This is a genomic window from Aliivibrio logei (genome assembly GCF_001691055.1).
GTDB classification, from domain to species: Bacteria; Pseudomonadota; Gammaproteobacteria; order Enterobacterales; family Vibrionaceae; genus Aliivibrio; species Aliivibrio salmonicida.
Map to the genome: position 1 here is coordinate 146,866 of NZ_MAJU01000008.1, position 18,279 is coordinate 165,144.

The window sequence follows — 18,279 nt, forward strand, 5'->3', positions numbered from 1 at the left end:
GCGAAGCGATTAGAAAAAGTAGGTTTACCGTAAGGGAAGAAGGCAATGACGGTATTATCTTTGATGAAGATAATTTCGTAAATAAATATTAAAAACAAGTATATAGATAACTCTTTACTTGCCTCTTCTATTATTTTGATTAAAATCCCCTCACATTTATTTGGTTAGTGATTACATAATGAAAACGCTAATGGTTAGTACAATAATAGCATCAACAATGCTATTAACAGGCTGTGTAACTTTTCCTACTCAAGAGTCTGAGAAAGTAGAGGTTATTTGGGATGAAGTCGATGCGGTCAAAGATTGTGAACGTATGGGCATTGTATTTGGTTCAGAAGGTCATTTTTATGATTACTGGCTACATGCAGATAAAGACATGGTTTGGGGCTCATTAAACCAAATGCGAATTAAATCTGCTAAATTAGGCGCTGATACTCTATACCTATATCAACCTCTCAGTTTTTCGAGTTCAGTGACTATGTTTGGTAATGCCTATTTATGTGGAAAACCAGAAGAAAATAAGACGGCAGTGTTACCAAATTAAATCTTGTCTGTTGGGTCACGGATATGACGAGACACAACGATGAATGAATAAGAAGGGGCAATCATGAGATTAAAAATCAATCAGGGTTGCTCTTTTCTTTATCTAGATCAAAGTGTCTTGTTAGCCAGTTAGCGACAAATCAGGCTTTATTCGTTACCATTTAAACCAATTACAATAATTAATTGGCTAAGTATTATGAAAATTTCTGTTGATGGTGGTTCTTTTAAAGTTTCAGTCGAAACCGAATATGAAGGATTGATTGCTGAAGCAACTCATATATTCCACACTACACGCGAAGAAGCGGGATCAAACGACAGAGCTATTCTGCGTTTTTTACAAATCATCATTGAACACCGTGAAGATAATGATGCGATTGGTTATGCATCAATGGGATTACTCGGCTGGTATAACGAGATGATTTTTCCTGTGTTAGATAAAGACATCGAATTAAATTTACCTAAGATTTTACCTCATTTACTTAATCCAGCAGGTGATCTTACGGCAACAAGTGAAACGGAAGGAAACACCTTTAAACATTGATCGATTATTATTTCTAAACAAAAAATAAACGCCCTAATGTGATGACATTAGGGCGTTTTTTGTTGGTCGCACTTTTTAATTATCTTGAATTAGGTTATTTTAATTATGCTGTATTGTGTTGCGAATTACCTGTCTTTGTCTCATCATAATGCTTACCGCTGTCTTCTCTTCTTCTAATTTTTCTGCCTATTTAAGGATATTAAATGAGCACTCGAGCCCCACGAATTTTAATTGCAGGATCGACTGGCTATTTAGGCGGTCATATTGTGAAAGAGTTATTAAAAATCTCGTCAGATTTTAAAGCATTAGGGCGAAACAGAGCCAAACTTGAAGCGATTGGATTAAGGGATAAGCAAATGACACTTGCCGAAGTAACGGATGCCAAGTCTTTGGTCGGGTGCTGTGATGGCATTGATGTCGTTATTTCTTGTGTCGGTATCACTCGTCAAAAGGATGGACTCGGTTACATGGATGTGGATTTTCAGGCAAATGTGAATTTGTTACGAGAGGCTGAAAACGCGGGCGTTAAAAAGTTTATTTATATTTCGGCTTTTAATGCTCAGAAATACAAACAAGTAAGATTATTGAATGCGAAAGAACGTTTTTCTGAGTCATTATTAGCATCGACAAAATTAATTCCTTGTGTGATCCGACCAAATGGGTTTTATGCTGATATTGAAGCCTTTTATACAATGGCAGCCTCTGGGCGTGCTTATGTTTTTGGTAAAGGAGAGGTACGATTAAATCCAATTCATGGTGAGGATCTGGCTCATTTTTGTATAGAAGCTATTGATAAAAAAGAAAAAGAATTTGATGTGGGTGGCTCTGAGGTTTTATCTGCGATGGATATTGTGAATCTCGCGTTTCAAGCTCAAAATAAACAACCTAAAACGACCGGTTTACCTGATTGGATAAGATGCATTGCGGTATATATTACGTCTAAATTACCTGAAAAATTTGGAGGGCCTGCGGAGTTTTTTCTTACGGTTATGGCACAAGATATGATTGCACCTAAATATGGGAATCATAAATTAGGTGAGTATTTTCAAGCTATGTTTGAAAAAGATAAATAAAGAGTGATAATATTTTTTTGGAATAAATAGATTGGTACTTATATCAATTCATGGAGGGAATGATGAAGATAGAAATAACAACGGCACCAGAGAAAATGGATATTGAAGAGATCCGTACGCACTTACGTCAATATAATATGCCTCACCTAAAAGACATTTTTCATACCGAGGTAATGTGCACGACCAAAGATGACTCAGGGAATAAAATGGGTGGCCTTGTTGGTGAAGTATGGGGTGAATGGCTTATTGTTAAGTTCTTATGGGTGGATGAAAAACACCAAGGACAGAGTATTGGAAGTCAATTATTGGTAAAAGCAGAGAACTTTGCTAAGAGTAAAGGCTGTCATTCTAGTTTTCTTGATACCTTTAGTTTTCAAGCTAAGCCTTTTTATGAAAGACACGGCTACAAGGTTAAAATGAAACTTGATAACTTCCCCATTTCCGGTCAGCGCTACTATATGGTTAAATCGCTATCAGTCTAAATATACTTAAATGGTGAGGCCGTTGGCTGTAAATTAAGATAAATACGGATTACATCAATACGCCAAAGAGCGTTCACTTTACACTGACGCAAAACCATTAATGATATAGATCATGAGCCAAGAAGAAATTCAAAAAACGATAGCGAGTTTTACTTGCATAGAACAAGCGTTGGAACATTTTGACATTGGATTTGATAGTCGATTTATTGATGATAATCGAATTCAATTAATGAAACGTTTTAATGGTTATTTATTATTGGCAAAACCTGATGATTGGTTCTCGGCTCGCCGTGCATTGAAAAACGCTTACTGCAAAGTACAGCGAAGTTATTTAAGTAAACACACTCGTTCTGCTTGCCGGGGATGCACTACATGCCAACGCAGGTAAAAAATGCCCACAATACACATAATATTGAGGGCGTTTTTATTGTTCTACAACGGTAAATTACTTAACGTTTAATGTATTCATTTGTTGTTGTAGTTTATCCAATTGCTGCATTTTTGCTTTTAATTGAAGCGACTCAGAGCTAATAGCCGCAGGATTCATTGTTTGACCCAGTTGCATTGGGTAATCAGGCAATGTGTTAAAGAACTCACCTAATACGTCTTGCATTGGTACAAATAACCACATGTTATCGGCCATCCAGCGTAGGTACATGCCTGATTCGTGTGGTGCTTTTTCAAATGGGTCAGCACGTAGGTGAATAATTTGAGGCCAGTTTGGTGTTAAGCGAACGGCATCTGCAATGTTACCTTCCATAACAGCGAAGTTCAGTTTCCAATCTTTCCAACGAACTGCATTCAATTCTCCATTTGCGGTGAAATACAATAGAGATTCACGAGGGCCTTTATCTACTTTACCTTCAAAGAGGGGTTTGAAGTCGTAACCATCGATATGTACTTTGAACTCTTTGCCATTGGCTTTGTAGCCTTTAGCCAGTTTTTCTTTTACATCAGGTACGCCTGCAGCATCAAGTAACGTAGGTAGCCAATCTTGGTGAGCCATCATTTCATTAATTTTTGTGCCTGGTTTGATGGTTCCCGGCCAGCGAACAAGCTGAGGAACACGCATTCCACCTTCCCATGTTGTGCCTTTTTCACCATAGAACGGAGTGGCACCGCCATCAGGCCATGTTGCTGTCTCTGCACCGTTATCGGTTGAATAAATAACAATGGTATTATCCGCCACGCCTAAATCGTCTAGTTTATCCAGAAGGATACCAACTTGGTCATCGTGCTCCATCATGCCATCAGCATAAATACTTACGCCCGATACGCCTCGGTATTTTTCTTGTAGGCGAGTCCAAACGTGCATACGAGTGGTGTTGTGCCAGATGAAGAAAGGTTTATCAGCTTTAACGGCTTTTTCCATAAACGCGAGTGAAGTGTCTAGGAATTCTTCATCCGCATGTTCCATACGTTTACGCGTCATTGGGCCGGTATCTTCGATTTTACCGTCAGCGAATGACTTAATTACACCGCGAGGGCCGTAATTCTTACGGAATTCAGGGTCTTTAGGGTAGTAGTATGTTTCTGGTTCTTCTTCTGCATTTAAGTGGTAAAGGTTACCGAAGAATTCGTCAAAACCATGGTTTGTTGGTAGGTGTTTATCTTGGTCACCAAGGTGGTTTTTACCAAATTGCGCCGTCATATACCCTTGCTCTTTTAATAAGTCAGCAATGGTTGGTGCCCAATCAGGAATACCGTGATCAGAACCCGGCATTCCAATAGTTAGCAAGCCTGTACGGAATGGTTCTTGACCTGTGATGAAAGCGGCACGTCCTGCTGTACAAGATTGTTGTCCATAGTGGTCAGTAAAGAGTGCGCCTTCGTTAGCAATACGATCAATGTTTGGTGTGTCGTAGCCCATCATGCCTTGGTTGTAAGCACTGATGTTCCAATAACCTACATCATCCCCAAAAATAGCAAGAATGTTTGGCTGAGAAGCGGCCATTGTTGCTCCTGATGTGGCAAGTAGGCCAACACCAATAGCAATCTTATTTAAATGATTACCCATAGATAACTCCAATTAGTTGCGATTAATTATCTGCACTCTAAATGAGAAATAAAGGCTCGTCGCTTTATAGGCGTTATAACCAAAAGTTATCTTTGTTTATAATTCATTGATTTTGTTCTATTTTAACTAGAAATACAACGTCTGGCTTATTGATGAGAAGTGAGACCTTTCTCAAGAGTTTGACGTGGTAATTCTTTAAATATCTTAGCGTATCGTATGGCATAACGTGACCAACGATAGACGTCACTAGCAATCGCAGCATCAAATACGGTGATTGTCTCTGGTTGTCTTAAAGCCCGTCGAAATGCAAAGAGTTTGCTTATTTGTTCGAATTCTTTAGGGGTAAATCCGACAGAGTACTTGAATGCATTACGAATGGTTTTTTCTGAAATACTATTCTGGCTTGAAAGTAACCGGATTGCTTCTGTAGATGACATCTCTATCATAAAATCAATGCATTTTGGGATGAAATCTTTTCTAGGTAAGCGACTTCTTCCTGCTGATGCTTCTGGACGCATTGGGGTTGGATGAAAAGAAAGTAGCTCTACAATTCGCATGAGCAATATGGCACCAATATTTGAGGTATGATCTGGGAACGCTTTGCTGGCTTTTTTTGCGACTTCTTTTAACTCTTGAGCATAATTGATATCAATGTTTACAGGTACCATGCTGTGACAAAGTTGGTTGAATTTTTTGTTGTCACTTTTTACATCACAGACCAAAATTGGTGAGTGAGCGGGGATTTGAAAACAAAAAGGAAGTTGGCTTTGTTCTGAAATCAACGCGAATTGATTGTCTTCACATTGAATGCCATTTAAACGTAAACCTCCGTTGTTTAGATCGAGTAATAACAAGGTTTTTGAATGAAATAATAAAGGTAAATGAAAACTAAATAAAACGAGTGGATCGGGACTTTCGAATAGATAGAAATTTACGTTATCGCGCTTGATGCATTGAAAGGTAAAATTAGCCATGTCTAATGATGAAGAAAAATGAGGGATCAATGTGTGACCATGAAATAAATCCCACAGTTTTTCGCTAAATTCATCAAATGTAAAGTGATCGGAATGTCTCATTTTTCTACCTTTAAATTCATTAAGTAATAAACAGAGCTCAATGTGAGCTCTGTTTATTTGGTAGGTATTTATTTACCCGCGTTTGAGATTTTTTCCATGTTCATCATTTGATCCATGACTTTATCAACTGAAAAACTTGGAATTTCTTGACGAGGAGGGAATTCTTTAAAGCTTTCTAGCATTTTTGCGACTGTAGCCTGTGCTGGAACGAGTAAGAACACATGGTCAAATGTCCATTCATCATAACCAAATCCTTGGTCTGCTTTTTCGTACGGGTCCACTTTCAGATCGAAGATCATTGGAATACGTAACGTAGTAAGTTCTCGTGTCCAGACTTTCCAGCCCTGATGTTCTTGGATTTTAAAATGCAGTTTCCAACGACCATCACGCATCGCAAGTAGATCACCATCATCAGACCAATAGAAGAACTCTTTACGAGCACTGTCTTTTGTTTTTCCTGTTAGGTAGTTTACTTGGTCATACCCATCTAAATGGTTTTTATAGGTTGTGCCATTATTTGCTTTGTAGCCTTTTAACAGCTCTTGCTTGATGTTCTTGTTACCTGCAATCGCGGTTAGGGTTGGTAACCAATCTTCACCAGCAAATAGGCCGTTTAATTTTGTTCCCGGCTTAATGTGTCCAGGCCATTTAACAACGGCTGGAACTCTAAATCCGCCTTCCCAGCCGGTATTTTTTTCACCACGGAATGGACCAAATGACGCATCGGGCCAAGTCGCATTCATCGGGCCATTATCCGTTGTATAGATAATTACGGTGTTATCACTGATACCCAGATCATCTACTTTGTCGAGTAGTTGACCGACGATGCCATCATGTTCAACCATTCCATCTGCGTAATCACCAAGCCCTGTTTTACCTGAGTTTTCCGCTTTGATATGTGTTCGTATATGCATTCTTGTTGCGTTGTACCAGGTAAAGAATGGTTTATCTGCTTTCACCGCTTTGGTCATGAAGTTCATTGCCGCATCTAATGTTTCTTCATCTACGGTTTCCATACGTTTACGTGTTAATGGACCTGTGTCCTCGATTTTACCATCGGCGTAAGAGTGAATAACGCCACGAGGTCCGAAGTTCTTACGGAAGCTTGGATCTTTTGGATAGTCGGGATTCTCGGGCTCTTCTTCGGCATTCAAGTGATAAAGATTACCAAAAAACTCATCAAAACCGTGATTGGTTGGCAGCATGTCATCACTGTCACCTAAGTGGTTTTTGCCAAATTGACCAGTGGTATACCCTAAATCTTTAAGGGTTTGTGCAAGGGTTATATCTTCTGCTTGCAGACCCTGTTTCGCGCCGGGCATGCCTACTTTAGTTAAGCCTGTACGGACCGGCATTTGACCGGTAATGAAAGCCGAACGTCCAGCAGTACAAGATTGTTGGCCGTAATAAGACGTAAATAAGGCACCGTCATTGGCTATGCTATCAATGTTCGGAGTTTCGTAGCCCAGCATGCCTTGGTTGTATGCAGAAATATTTCCGTAACCAATATCATCACCAAAAATCACGAGGATGTTGGGTTGCGCTGCTGCATAGGCAACATGAATTCCCGAAATGGCTAATCCAGTAGCAATCGCGGTTTTCTTTATTATTTTATTCATGGATTTTTCCTAAAAGAATGTATTTTTCGATCAGGAGAATATTTGAAAGAAAGGCTTATAGTGCTGCAAAAACGGAAATAACGCTGTATTGGAAATGGTTATGTTGCTCATAACTGCAAGTTATAATTAATCATGTAAGTAAAATGTTGATTATTTTATTGCTGATGTTTATTTTGTGTACTATACATTAACAGATGCTCTTTTATTAATGGAAACAGGAGTTTATATGGAAGTTAAAAAGGGAAGCCAACGTAGATTAAGTATTCTAGCAGCCGTTCTAATGGGCGCTTCTGGCTATACTGTCGCCGCTGAGAAACCAAACATCTTAGTTATTTGGGGGGATGATATTGGTCAATCAAATATCAGTGCTTACACCTTTGGATTAATGGGATACAAAACACCGAACATTGATAGTATTGCTAAAGAAGGGATGATGTTTACCGATTATTACGGTGAGCAATCTTGCACTGCTGGACGTTCTACATTTATTACCGGGCAGAGTGTTTTGCGTACCGGATTAAGTAAGGTTGGGCTCCCTGGCTCTGATATTGGCCTACAACCTGAAGATGCAACGATTGCTGAAGTACTAAAACCAATGGGTTACATGACAGGTCAATTTGGTAAAAACCACCTTGGCGATAAAGATGACATGCTGCCAACAAACCACGGTTTTGATGAATTTTTTGGCAACCTTTATCATCTAAATGCTGAAGAAGAGCCTGAGAATATTGATTATCCTAAAGATCCTGAATTCCGTAAAAAATATGGTCCTCGTGGTGTTATCCATTCTTATGCCGACGGGAAAATTGAAGATACCGGTCCACTAACTCGTAAACGTATGGAAACCGTGGATGATGAAACTGCGTCTGCGGCAATTGATTTCATGGGGCGTGCGGTGAAAGCCGATAAGCCATTCTTTGTGTGGTGGAGTGCGACGCGTATGCACTTTAGAACACACGTGAAACCTGAGCTTCAAGGTTCAACTGGCATTAGTAACTACGCTGATGGCATGGTTGAGCACGATAACCACGTTGGGGAATTATTGAAAGCCGTTGATAAGCTGGGTATTGAAGACAATACGATTGTGTTCTATTCAACGGATAATGGTCCACACATGAATACATGGCCTGATGCGGGTACAACGCCGTTCCGTAGTGAGAAAAATACGAACTGGGAAGGTGCATACCGTGTTCCTGCTATGGTTCGTTGGCCGGGTAAAATTGAACCGGGTGTGGTTTCTAATGAAATTATGCACCACATGGATTGGTTACCAACATTTGCCGCTGCTGCGGGGGATGACAAAATTAAAGAAAGTCTAAAGAAAGGGGTTAAACTTGGTAATAAGAGTTTCAAAAACCATCTTGATGGCTACAACTTCTTACCTTACTTAACTGGTAAAGAAGAGAAAAGTCGTCGTGAAGAGATTTTCTACTTTACCGATGATGGTGACTTAGCTGCGCTTCGTTATAATCAATGGAAAGCGGTATTCATGGAGCAACGTATGAAAGGTACGTTAGCAATTTGGGCAGAACCTTTAGTTATTCTACGTTTACCTAAATTGTTTAATTTACGTATGGACCCATACGAAGTGGCTGATGTAACGTCAAATACGTATTACGATTGGTTATTGGATCGCGCTTATATGTTTGTCCCTGCTCAAGCCTACGTAGCGAATTTCTTAGCTACGTTCGAAGAGTTCCCTCCACGCCAAAAAGCAGCAAGTTTCAGTTTGGACCAAGTAATGGAAAAACTGCAACAACCACATAATAGTAAGTAACATAATATTGTGTATTAATCGGGCTCTTCGGAGCCCTTTTTATTTTTAGTCGAAACCTTCGTTAATTCACAGAACCTATAGCTTGGATGGAAAATAGACGTTATATAAGCTATATCTAAATGATTGTTATCTTTAGTTTTAAAGATAAAGAACCAAATAAATACCAATACAAGGATGTATATGAGCAGTAAAAGAATCGTCTATGGATTTTTCGTGGTATGGATGAGCATAATGACATTTTCATCAACTGTATTTTCTGCGGATTTTGTGGGCAGTGATACGTGTGTTGGTTGTCATGAAGACGCGGTTGACGCATGGAAAGGCTCTGATCATGAAATGGCCATGAAACACGCGGATAAAGACAGCGTGTTTGGTGATTTCAATGAGGTAATATTTGAGTTTAAAGGAAAACCAAATCGTTTTTTTAAGAAAGGCGATGAATATTGGGTCAATATCGAAGGGCCTGATGGTAAATTTCATGATTACAAAATTAGCTACACCTTTGGGTTCGAGCCATTGCAACAATACATGGTGGAGTTTGAAGATGGGCGTATTCAATTAATTCCATTCGCGTGGGATTCAAGAGAAAAGAAAGAAGGTGGTCAACGTTGGTATCACCTTTACCCCAATATGGAAAAAACCGATGAGTTCTATTGGACTAATACCGGTCAAAATTGGAACTTCATGTGTGCCGATTGTCACTCAACCGACGTAAAGAAGAATTACGACGCGAAGACGGATACCTATAATACCAGTTGGTTTGAAATTAATGTCGGTTGTGAAGCCTGTCATGGCCCTGCAAGTGAGCATATTGCATGGAGTGAAAACCAAGAGAAAACCACCAACCCCCATTATGGTTTTGATCGTGATTTAAGTAAATCAGTAAAAGAGTGGGTGTTTAAAGAAGGGCATACAACGCTTCAACCAAAAGAGATTACACAAACTGACCAAGTCGTGGTGTGCGCGCAATGCCATAGCCGTCGAGTTCAAATTAATGAAGATCAAGCACATGTAGAAGGATCTTTATTAGACAGTTATTTACCGAGCTTAATTACTTCTGATTTATACCATAACGATGGTCAGATCTATGATGAAGATTATGTATACGGTTCTTTCATGCAATCAAAAATGGCAGAAAAGGGCGTAACTTGTACTAATTGCCATAACCCGCATTCAACCAAATTAGATATTCCAGAGCAAGCCGTGTGTAGCCAATGTCACATTGCATCGGAATATACACCTGAAAAACATACCTTCCATGAAGCCAATACAGACGCATCACAATGTACAACGTGTCATATGCCAGAAACAACGTACATGGGCGTAGACGCAAGACGAGATCACAGTTGGCAAATACCAAGACCCGATTTAAGTAAAAACATCGGGACACCTAATGTGTGTACTCAATGTCATGAAGAGAAAGACGATGTGTGGGCAGATAAAAAAGTCGGTGAATGGTTCCCTGATTCTGCTTATCGAAATCAGCAACATTTTGCTGTGGCATTCTATGCCTCAGACATTAATTATCGCGGAGCAGGAGATGCACTTTCATATACAGCACAAGATGCAAAACAATCAGGCATTATTCGGGGTTCTGCTTTACAACGTTTAAGCGCGTTTCCAAGTAAAAATACCTTAGTGGCATTGGGTCGAGCGGTAAAACATGATGATGAGTTAATTCGTCTAGGGGCTATTCAAGGATCGGCAGGATACCCATCTCATGATCGTTGGCAGATATTGTCGCCCTTACTAACGGATAACGTATTGGGTATTCGTGCTGAGGCAGCGGGAGCATTAGCGGCGTACTGGCCTGAATGGAACCCACTTCAACGTGAGCAATTAACGCCAGCACTTAATGAGTACATGAATGTTCAATTGTTTAATGCAGATAGAGGTTTTGGTCGGACTAATTTAGGTAACGTATATCGAGCACAAGGTGAGTTTGAAAAAGCAGAAGAAGCGTATTTAGGGGCGATTAATGTAGAACCGTACTTTGTGAACAGTTACGTAAACCTTGCGGATTTGTATCGAGTTCAAGGCGATGAAATGAAAGGCCTTACGTTGATGCAACAAGGGATCAAAGCACAGCCTAAATCTGGCGCATTACGTTACAGCGCTGGATTGTCATTATTGCGTTTAGGTAAGAAAACAGAAGCATCGAATTACTTTAAACAAGCAACAGAAACTGAAGCACAAAATGCGCAGTACTGGTATGTATATGGCCTTTCTTTAGAGGGGATAGATGCCAATAAAGGTGCGGTAGCATTAGAGAAAGCATTCAGTTTAAGTGGTAATCCTCAACATTTATTCGCTCGGTGTGATCAATTGTTAAAAGCCAAATCACCACAAGCAAAACAATGCATTACCCAATTGGAGCAATATGCCCCTAAAAATGTGATCGCAGATCTTAAGAAACGGCTTTATTAATGAGCACTATAACCAATAGTTATGATGGATTTAACTAGAATGGATTATAGATAAAAAATCAGACAAGTGGACTTAAGGAGAAAACATGAATCAAACTCAACAGGCTATTACCTCGCTTATTTCTCAAGTGGAGAAATCAGTGATTGGTCAATCCCATGTGGTTCGTTCACTTGTCATTGGGTTATTAACTCAAGGACACGTTTTATTAGAGGGCTTACCGGGAACGGCCAAAACGCGCTCGGTAAAATCGCTAGCGGATAATTTGCATACGTCGTTTGGGCGAATTCAATTTACGCCCGATTTACTGCCATCCGATGTGACGGGTACAGAGATATACCAAGAGCAAAATGGCAAACCGCAATTGCATTTTCAACCGGGGCCTATTTTTAACAGCATTGTATTGGCGGATGAAATTAACCGTGCGCCAGCCAAGGTTCAAGCTGCATTGTTAGAAGCAATGGCAGAAGGCACCATTACCGTTGGTGATCAAACCCATACATTACCAGAATTGTTCATGGTACTTGCAACACAGAACCCAGTAGAGCAAGAAGGAACCTATCCGTTGCCTGAAGCGCAAATGGACAGATTCATCATGAAGGTGTCGGTTGATTATCCAGATGATGACGCTGAATTAGATATTATTCGCCTTGTGCGAGGGGAAGAGTCCGGCAATAAAATACGTCAAACAGAACAATCAGAAGTAGAAGCATCGATTCAATTAGATCCCTCAATGGTTATGCAAGCTAGATCTGAGCTTTCGTCTGTCGAGGTTTCTGAGATCAGTGAGCGATACATTGTTGCTTTGGTTATGGCGACACGTAAACCTGAGCGTTATTCAGAAACAAACCTGTCTCGTTGGATAGAAATAGGATCGAGCCCTCGTGCATCAATTTCACTTGATAAATGTGCGCGTGCTTATGCTTGGCTGCAAGGTCGAGATTATGTAGAGCCTGATGATATTCGTGCAATGGCACATTCGGTATTGGGGCATCGTATTACACTGAGTTATGACGCATTGGCAGACGGTGTGACTCAGCAGCAAGTGATAGACGAATTATTGGATCACGTTGTTATTGGGTAGGGCTTTTTATGAGCGAAAAAAGCACAGATACTCGTATTCATTGCGAATACAGCCAATTAGTAAAACTGCAATCTCAAGCAAGAGCGTTCAGTTTATTACCGAATTTAAAATCAGGTACTGCTTTGTCTGGTCGTCATTCGTCTATTTTTCGTGGACGAGGCTTAAATTTTGAGGAGCTAAGACATTATCAACTCGGGGATGATATTCGTAATCTTGACTGGAAGGTAACGATGCGAACCGGAAAGCCTCATGTTAGATCGTACACCGAAGAAAAAGATCGCAACTTTATTGTGTGTGTCGATCAGCGTAGCAGCATGTATTTCTCTTCTATTGACACCATGAAATCGGTGGTGGCCGCAGAATTAGCTGCACTGACCGCATGGCGCATTCTTCAAGACAGTGACAGAGTGGGATTTGTCATCAGTTCAAGCGAGAAAATTCATTGGTTAAAACCCAAACGCTCCCAAGGGGATTTACTCCATCGATTGCAATTGTTATCCAATGAAAATCAATCTCTTGATGTAACAAGTAAAGATATCGATGATGTTGGGTTTTCTCAATTTGTTACTCTATTGGGTAGATTAAAATTGAAAGAGGCCACTATCATTATCTTCAGTGATTGGCATGGCGTAACGCCTGATGAGATCACCCATTTAAAGCACCTTCAAAAACATAATGATGTATTAGGGGTATTAATCTCCGATCCTTTTGAATCTCACTTTCCCTCACAAAACAGTGATTGGGTTGTGGGTGATGGATCGTATCAGCTCAATTTAAGTGATGCGAAGAAGTTTGATTTAGCCAATAAAGGGTTGAGTGAACATCAAGATTTAAAGAAAGAACAATTGATTCAATTGATGGCAGCAAAAGGACTTCCGCTTATTGAAGCCGATACGTCTGGCAATCATATAGAGCAATTTAAGCGAGCAATTGGAGGCAGACGATGAGTATTCATGAGCCACCAAGCAGTTATATGCTAAGAAAAATGAGTGAAGTAACCGTTCCTGATCATGTGAGTTGGTTTCCTCAAACCATTGGTTGGAAAATTGTCGCGGTTATTCTGGCTGTTTTTATTGTTTATCAAGCGGTTCAATGGAGTAAAAAATGGTGGGAAAATCGATATCGTCGTGAAGCGATTGCGTTAGTCGCTCTACTGCAGAATTCGATGGATAAACAAAATACGCCACCATTACTTAATTATGATCTCTTTGAAGTAATGAAAGCGGTATTAACTTATTTAAACCCAAATAAAGCCAATGTATTTGGCGAGGCTTTTCTCGTTGATTTAGATTATTACTCAACCAGTGATGTTCTATTTCATGACGAATTGGGCCTGAAATGGATACGATCGTTAGTACAACAGAAACACGCGCTATCATCACAAGAACTGGCTGAATTAATCGTACTGTGTCAGCAATGGCTTGCGGATCATGCTGAGCCACAAGTCGAACAAAAAGGAGAAAAGCATGCAGTTTAATCAACTGGAGTTTGCGAATCCTTATTGGCTATGGATGCTGCCACTACCTATTATTATTTATTGGCTTATTCCTGCTTATCGAACTCGTCAATCAGCAATCAAAGTGCCTTTTTTTGATGTGTTAGTACAAGCGTTAGATGAAAGCCCTTCTGAAGGCGCGAGCCAGCTAAGTGCAAGTCATTGGCAAAAAGCCTTTCTTATTATTTCATGGTGTTTACTGATTTTTGCATTAACTAAACCGACTATTTTGGGTGAACCGCAAACACGTGTAAGTTTAGGTCGAGATGTAATGGTGGTAGTGGATTTATCTGGTTCGATGGCAGAGACCGATTTCGTCTCTAAATCGTCGTCTAGCAAAGGTGATGTTCAAAAAATATCACGCTTAGAAGCAACCAAAGAAGTGTTAGCAGATTTTGTTAACACCCGTAAAGGTGACCGCTTAGGGTTAATACTTTTCGGTGATGCGGCGTTTGTACAAACCCCATTTACCGCCGATCAGAAAGTGTGGTTAGAGCTATTAAATCAAACTGACGTTGGAATGGCAGGACAAAGTACCCATCTGGGGGATGCAATAGGGTTAGCGATTAAAGTATTTGAACAAAGTGCAACAGAGGAAGAGAGCAATAAAGACACCTCTGAGAATAACGTAGCAGGGAAACCTCGCGAGAAAGTCGTTATCGTCTTAACAGATGGTAATGATACTGGAAGCTATGTTGAACCGATTGATGCAGCCAAAGTAGCGGCAGCAAAAGGCGTTCGTATTCATATGATAGCAATGGGCGATCCAAGAACTGTAGGTGAGCAAGCGTTAGATATGGATGTGATTAATCGAGTGGCTGAGGCGTCTGGTGGAAAAGCGTTCCAAGCAATTAACCGCGAAGAATTAGAGCAAGCTTATGAAGCCATTGGTGAGTTAGAGCCTCAATTGTATGAAAGCACCACTTATCGACCAAAACAATCGGTTCATCAATACCCAATAATGTTGATTGTCGTGATGTATTTACTGGCATTTGGTTTTGCGACCATTAAGCGTCATGTTAAATCGGGAGAAAAGCATGTTTGATTCCCTGATGTGGCAACAAATTGTCGACCAATTTCATTTCGTCCGTCCGTTATGGTTATTGGTCTTAATTCCGTTTGGCATTGTCATTTATTTACGCTGGAAACAAGACTCAAAGAATGAATGGCAACAACAACTTCCTAAACATTTACGCAGTGCACTAACGATTAATGAGGCGGGATGGAAAAAACAATTGCCGCTTAAATTACTCAGTGTGTCGATGTTTGTGGCGATCATTGTGTGTGCAGGTCCAACTTGGGAGCGTGAAGCGTCTCCTTTTGGGGAAGACAAAGCGGCTTTGCTTATTGTGCTGGATAACAGTGAATCGATGTTGCAAAAAGATCTTGCTCCAAATCGTTTAGAACGTTCAAAGCAAAAGATCCGAGATTTAATTGCGTTGCGTAAAGGTGGAAAAACCGGATTGATTGTGTTTTCTGGCTCCGCACATCTAGCGATGCCATTAACCAAAGATGACTCTGTTTTTGCGCCATTTTTAGCCGCTATTCAACCGGACATCATGCCCATTGAAGGCAAGAGTGCAGAAACCGCATTGCCATTAATCGAGCCGCAGTTGAGATCTGAAAGTGTAGGCACGGTATTGTTGATTTCTGATGGTGTAAACCCTGCAACGACTCAAGCTTTTGAAACGTATTTCTCAACGAGTAAACATCAATTGTTGGTACTTGCCGCAGGGAATGGAGATCGAGCCAGCGATAACCCAATGGATCTTTCATCACTCAAGTCATTAGCGAATAAAAGTAATGGCAGCGTGGTTGAGGTCACGATCGATGATAGTGATGTTAAGGCATTAAATGGCAAGATTGAACGTCATATGCAACTTAATAATGAATCGGCAATGCCATGGAAAGACATGGGGTATTTTCTTTTATTTCCTATGTCGTTACTGATGCTATCGTGGTTTAGAAAAGGGTGGTTAGTGAAGTGGTGTTTAGTGGCACTGGTTGTATTCCCTAGTTTTTATTCTCTGCCAACCTACGCAGAAACGGTGAGTTTAAAAGCCAAAACAAATGAGCCCGTTAAAGAAGTGACGCTATGGGAAAAAACAACTCAGTCGTGGATGAACTTATGGTTAACTCCTGACCAACAAGGGCAATGGTACTTTAATCAATCGGAATATCTTGAGGCTGCGAAAGGGTATAAAGATCCTCTTAAAAAAGGGATTGCGTATTACTATGCTGGAGAATACAAATTAGCTCACAGTGCTTTTTTACAAGTGAAATCGGATGTAGGGATTTTTAATGCCGGTAATTCACTGGCAAGACAAAGAGAATATGTTGCTGCTCGTGACGTATATCAGTTGTTGTTAAAAAGAGATCTTGATGATGATCTGAAAAAAAAGGTCGAAATTAACTTGGCAATAATGCAAGGCATTGTTGATGAAGTTAATCGGATGAGTAAAAGCCAAGAAGGGGGAACCGATGGACCGGAAGAATCTTTGGAATTAGGTGACGATAAGCCGAAAACGGGCGATGGTGCTGATGAAGAAGTCGATGCTGCAATGATGAAAGAAGAAAAACTGAATGCGAATGAAATCTTAGGAAGCCAAGAGTTAGCTGATAAATGGTTACGTCGTGTTGAGGCGGATCCTAAGTATTTTTTACGTGCCAAATTCCAGCTACAGCTTCGAGCTCAATCGAATACAGAGCAGCCAAATACCGAGTTATCTGAGCGTGAAAAACCAAATAATAAAGAGGTGAAGTAATGTCTCAAAATAATGATAAACGTCGCGCAATACACCTTTGTCTTTTGGTTGTGATTGTATTAACGGTTCTGAGTTTTAGTGCTCGTTCTCATGCAGCCGAAAAGCTGGCTGAGTCAGACCAAATCACAATCACAACGTGGTTAACTGATACGGATATCGGCAAAGAAAATAGTGATAAGACACCGCCAACGTACGCCGTCAATCAACAAGTTATACTATATATTGAAGTGGTTACGCCAAGGTGGTTTACTGGCGGAACTCGCATCGCCCCTATCGAAATTCCAAATGTAGTCGCAAAACAACGCAATCAATTGGCAACAAACTTTACAGAAAGACGAAATGGAACAACGTGGACACACCAACGTTGGGAAGTGACGTTATACCCACAATCAGAAGGCAATTTTGTTGTTCCGCCAACAGCGGTTGAGGTTCAAGTCTCACGAGACGGTGGTGGTAACGCTTCTGGTGTGTTGTATACCGATCCTCAACAATTTTCAGCCATAACACCTTCTGGATTGTTAAGTGATGAATCTAAATGGGTTTCTGGTTGTGATTTTTCGATAGAACAAGAATGGGATAAATCGAACGATGAATTAAAAGCGGGTGATGCAATAACTCGTACGTTAACGATAAAAGGATCTGACACATTAGCGATGTTAATCCCTGAGTTGATTAGTGCCACATCAACCGTTAACTATCAAACGTATGCTCAGCCAAATCAATTAAGTGATTCTCAAACGCGTGGCGATTATTTGTCTGAGCGAAAAGAATCGGTCGTTTATGTGCTTCAAAATGGGGGAGAACTGACCTTCCCCCCAATTAATTTAACCTGGTGGGATACCGATGCTCAAGAATTAAAAACCATTACGCTTGATGGAAAATCGTTTGCTGTCACTCATACTTTGAGTTCTTGGTTACATCAATATTGGCAATTATTGAGCGTTTTGGTTAGCTTGGGTTTAGTTGTATTATTTATCGCAGTTAAAACAATTCGTTATTATCAAACTCATCCATTACCGGCTTGGTTTGTGTATTCAAAAGCGGTGAAAAAACAAGAGTGGGGAACCGTACGAGTTTTTCTTTATCGAGCACTGAGATCTAGAAATAACCAATTGGAATTAAAGCAATATCGTACGACAAAGGATTGGCAGCAAGAGACGTCTGACTTTCAAACCGATGCAATTACAAAGACGTTGTCTAGGCGTTTATGGAAACAGATTTCCCAACCAATAAATGGATTGTCTTCTCTGTGGGGTAAATGGAAACCAAAAGAGGTATTTCCTCAGTTGAGTCAACAGCGAGAAAAATATGAGAAAAACCAAGAGTATCAACACAAAAGTGATGATTAGAGGTTGTGTCATACCTTTAGCTCTATACAGTGAA

General features: G+C 40.2%; 16 protein-coding genes. 13 read left to right on the plus strand and 3 right to left on the minus strand.

Annotated elements, in window-relative coordinates; translation table 11 throughout:
• Window positions 1-178: 178 nt before the first annotated feature.
• The 5 genes from A6E04_RS04820 to A6E04_RS04840 all read left to right on the plus strand — a co-directional run bounded on the left by A6E04_RS04820 (window position 179) and on the right by A6E04_RS04840 (window position 3,027).
• A complete protein-coding gene (locus tag A6E04_RS04820; RefSeq protein ID WP_023603365.1) occupies window positions 179-544 on the plus strand; it encodes a DUF4156 domain-containing protein in 366 nt (121 codons plus the stop codon).
• A gap of 195 nt (window positions 545-739) precedes the next feature.
• A complete protein-coding gene (locus tag A6E04_RS04825) occupies window positions 740-1,084 on the plus strand; it encodes a hypothetical protein (RefSeq protein WP_017022790.1) in 345 nt (114 codons plus the stop codon).
• Between the two features lie 203 nt (window positions 1,085-1,287).
• Window positions 1,288-2,157: an SDR family oxidoreductase gene (locus tag A6E04_RS04830; RefSeq protein ID WP_065610233.1), complete on the plus strand. Its 870-nt coding sequence runs from the start codon at window positions 1,288-1,290 to the stop codon at window positions 2,155-2,157.
• A gap of 59 nt (window positions 2,158-2,216) precedes the next feature.
• Window positions 2,217-2,639: a GNAT family N-acetyltransferase gene (locus tag A6E04_RS04835; RefSeq protein ID WP_339373644.1), complete on the plus strand. Its 423-nt coding sequence runs from the start codon at window positions 2,217-2,219 to the stop codon at window positions 2,637-2,639.
• Between the two features lie 112 nt (window positions 2,640-2,751).
• A complete protein-coding gene (locus A6E04_RS04840) occupies window positions 2,752-3,027 on the plus strand; it encodes a nitrogenase-stabilizing/protective protein NifW (protein WP_017022787.1) in 276 nt (91 codons plus the stop codon).
• 57 nt (window positions 3,028-3,084) lie between these two features.
• Here A6E04_RS04840 and A6E04_RS04845 read toward each other — a convergent pair whose 3' ends face one another.
• The 3 genes from A6E04_RS04845 to A6E04_RS04855 all read right to left on the minus strand — a co-directional run bounded on the left by A6E04_RS04845 (window position 3,085) and on the right by A6E04_RS04855 (window position 7,351).
• A complete protein-coding gene (locus A6E04_RS04845; RefSeq protein WP_017022786.1) occupies window positions 3,085-4,656 on the minus strand; it encodes an arylsulfatase in 1,572 nt (523 codons plus the stop codon).
• A gap of 146 nt (window positions 4,657-4,802) precedes the next feature.
• Window positions 4,803-5,732, minus strand: a complete 930-nt coding sequence (locus tag A6E04_RS04850) for an AraC family transcriptional regulator (RefSeq protein WP_065610237.1) — start codon at window positions 5,730-5,732, stop codon at window positions 4,803-4,805.
• Window positions 5,733-5,800: 68 nt separating this feature from the next.
• Complete coding sequence (locus A6E04_RS04855; RefSeq protein ID WP_065610239.1) at window positions 5,801-7,351, minus strand: arylsulfatase; 1,551 nt, start codon at window positions 7,349-7,351, stop codon at window positions 5,801-5,803.
• 226 nt (window positions 7,352-7,577) lie between these two features.
• On the opposite strand from A6E04_RS04855, the gene A6E04_RS04860 reads away from it, so the two are divergent.
• The 8 genes from A6E04_RS04860 to A6E04_RS04895 all read left to right on the plus strand — a co-directional run bounded on the left by A6E04_RS04860 (window position 7,578) and on the right by A6E04_RS04895 (window position 18,245).
• Window positions 7,578-9,128, plus strand: coding sequence for an arylsulfatase (locus A6E04_RS04860; protein WP_065610241.1), 1,551 nt, complete (start codon window positions 7,578-7,580; stop codon window positions 9,126-9,128).
• A gap of 180 nt (window positions 9,129-9,308) precedes the next feature.
• Window positions 9,309-11,555 (plus strand): multiheme c-type cytochrome, encoded by a 2,247-nt coding sequence (locus tag A6E04_RS04865; RefSeq protein WP_065610243.1) that lies wholly within the window; start codon window positions 9,309-9,311, stop codon window positions 11,553-11,555.
• Between the two features lie 85 nt (window positions 11,556-11,640).
• Window positions 11,641-12,636 carry an AAA family ATPase gene (locus A6E04_RS04870; protein ID WP_023603358.1) on the plus strand — a complete coding sequence of 332 codons (996 nt, stop codon included), beginning with the start codon at window positions 11,641-11,643 and terminating at the stop codon, window positions 12,634-12,636.
• A gap of 8 nt (window positions 12,637-12,644) precedes the next feature.
• A complete protein-coding gene (locus tag A6E04_RS04875) occupies window positions 12,645-13,583 on the plus strand; it encodes a DUF58 domain-containing protein (protein ID WP_065610245.1) in 939 nt (312 codons plus the stop codon).
• The gene (locus tag A6E04_RS04880; protein ID WP_065610247.1) at window positions 13,580-14,113 is read left to right on the plus strand and encodes a DUF4381 domain-containing protein; all 534 of its coding nucleotides are present in this window, start codon (window positions 13,580-13,582) and stop codon (window positions 14,111-14,113) included. The genes A6E04_RS04875 and A6E04_RS04880 overlap by 4 nt, the downstream gene beginning before the upstream one ends.
• Entirely contained in the window at window positions 14,103-15,176 is a 1,074-nt protein-coding gene (locus A6E04_RS04885; RefSeq protein WP_065610249.1) for a vWA domain-containing protein, read from the plus strand. Before A6E04_RS04880 ends, A6E04_RS04885 begins: the two co-directional genes overlap by 11 nt.
• Complete coding sequence (locus A6E04_RS04890) at window positions 15,169-16,896, plus strand: vWA domain-containing protein (RefSeq protein ID WP_017022777.1); 1,728 nt, start codon at window positions 15,169-15,171, stop codon at window positions 16,894-16,896. The genes A6E04_RS04885 and A6E04_RS04890 overlap by 8 nt, the downstream gene beginning before the upstream one ends.
• On the plus strand, window positions 16,896-18,245 hold the full coding sequence (locus tag A6E04_RS04895) for a BatD family protein (RefSeq protein ID WP_065610251.1): 1,350 nt from the start codon (window positions 16,896-16,898) through the stop codon (window positions 18,243-18,245). The genes A6E04_RS04890 and A6E04_RS04895 overlap by 1 nt, the downstream gene beginning before the upstream one ends.
• Window positions 18,246-18,279: the final 34 nt, after the last annotated feature.

What these genes read in the sequence shown, in the direction of transcription:
- A6E04_RS04820 (WP_023603365.1), top strand. Translation starts at nt 179, where the DNA reads ATGAAAACGCTAATGGTTAGTACAATAATAGCATCAACAATGCTATTA.
- A6E04_RS04825 (WP_017022790.1), top strand. Translation starts at nt 740, where the DNA reads ATGAAAATTTCTGTTGATGGTGGTTCTTTTAAAGTTTCAGTCGAAACC.
- A6E04_RS04830 (WP_065610233.1), top strand. Translation starts at nt 1,288, where the DNA reads ATGAGCACTCGAGCCCCACGAATTTTAATTGCAGGATCGACTGGCTAT.
- A6E04_RS04835 (WP_339373644.1), top strand. Translation starts at nt 2,217, where the DNA reads ATGATGAAGATAGAAATAACAACGGCACCAGAGAAAATGGATATTGAA.
- A6E04_RS04840 (WP_017022787.1), top strand. Translation starts at nt 2,752, where the DNA reads ATGAGCCAAGAAGAAATTCAAAAAACGATAGCGAGTTTTACTTGCATA.
- A6E04_RS04845 (WP_017022786.1), bottom strand. Translation starts at nt 4,656, where the DNA reads ATGGGTAATCATTTAAATAAGATTGCTATTGGTGTTGGCCTACTTGCC.
- A6E04_RS04850 (WP_065610237.1), bottom strand. Translation starts at nt 5,732, where the DNA reads ATGAGACATTCCGATCACTTTACATTTGATGAATTTAGCGAAAAACTG.
- A6E04_RS04855 (WP_065610239.1), bottom strand. Translation starts at nt 7,351, where the DNA reads ATGAATAAAATAATAAAGAAAACCGCGATTGCTACTGGATTAGCCATT.
- A6E04_RS04860 (WP_065610241.1), top strand. Translation starts at nt 7,578, where the DNA reads ATGGAAGTTAAAAAGGGAAGCCAACGTAGATTAAGTATTCTAGCAGCC.
- A6E04_RS04865 (WP_065610243.1), top strand. Translation starts at nt 9,309, where the DNA reads ATGAGCAGTAAAAGAATCGTCTATGGATTTTTCGTGGTATGGATGAGC.
- A6E04_RS04870 (WP_023603358.1), top strand. Translation starts at nt 11,641, where the DNA reads ATGAATCAAACTCAACAGGCTATTACCTCGCTTATTTCTCAAGTGGAG.
- A6E04_RS04875 (WP_065610245.1), top strand. Translation starts at nt 12,645, where the DNA reads ATGAGCGAAAAAAGCACAGATACTCGTATTCATTGCGAATACAGCCAA.
- A6E04_RS04880 (WP_065610247.1), top strand. Translation starts at nt 13,580, where the DNA reads ATGAGTATTCATGAGCCACCAAGCAGTTATATGCTAAGAAAAATGAGT.
- A6E04_RS04885 (WP_065610249.1), top strand. Translation starts at nt 14,103, where the DNA reads ATGCAGTTTAATCAACTGGAGTTTGCGAATCCTTATTGGCTATGGATG.
- A6E04_RS04890 (WP_017022777.1), top strand. Translation starts at nt 15,169, where the DNA reads ATGTTTGATTCCCTGATGTGGCAACAAATTGTCGACCAATTTCATTTC.
- A6E04_RS04895 (WP_065610251.1), top strand. Translation starts at nt 16,896, where the DNA reads ATGTCTCAAAATAATGATAAACGTCGCGCAATACACCTTTGTCTTTTG.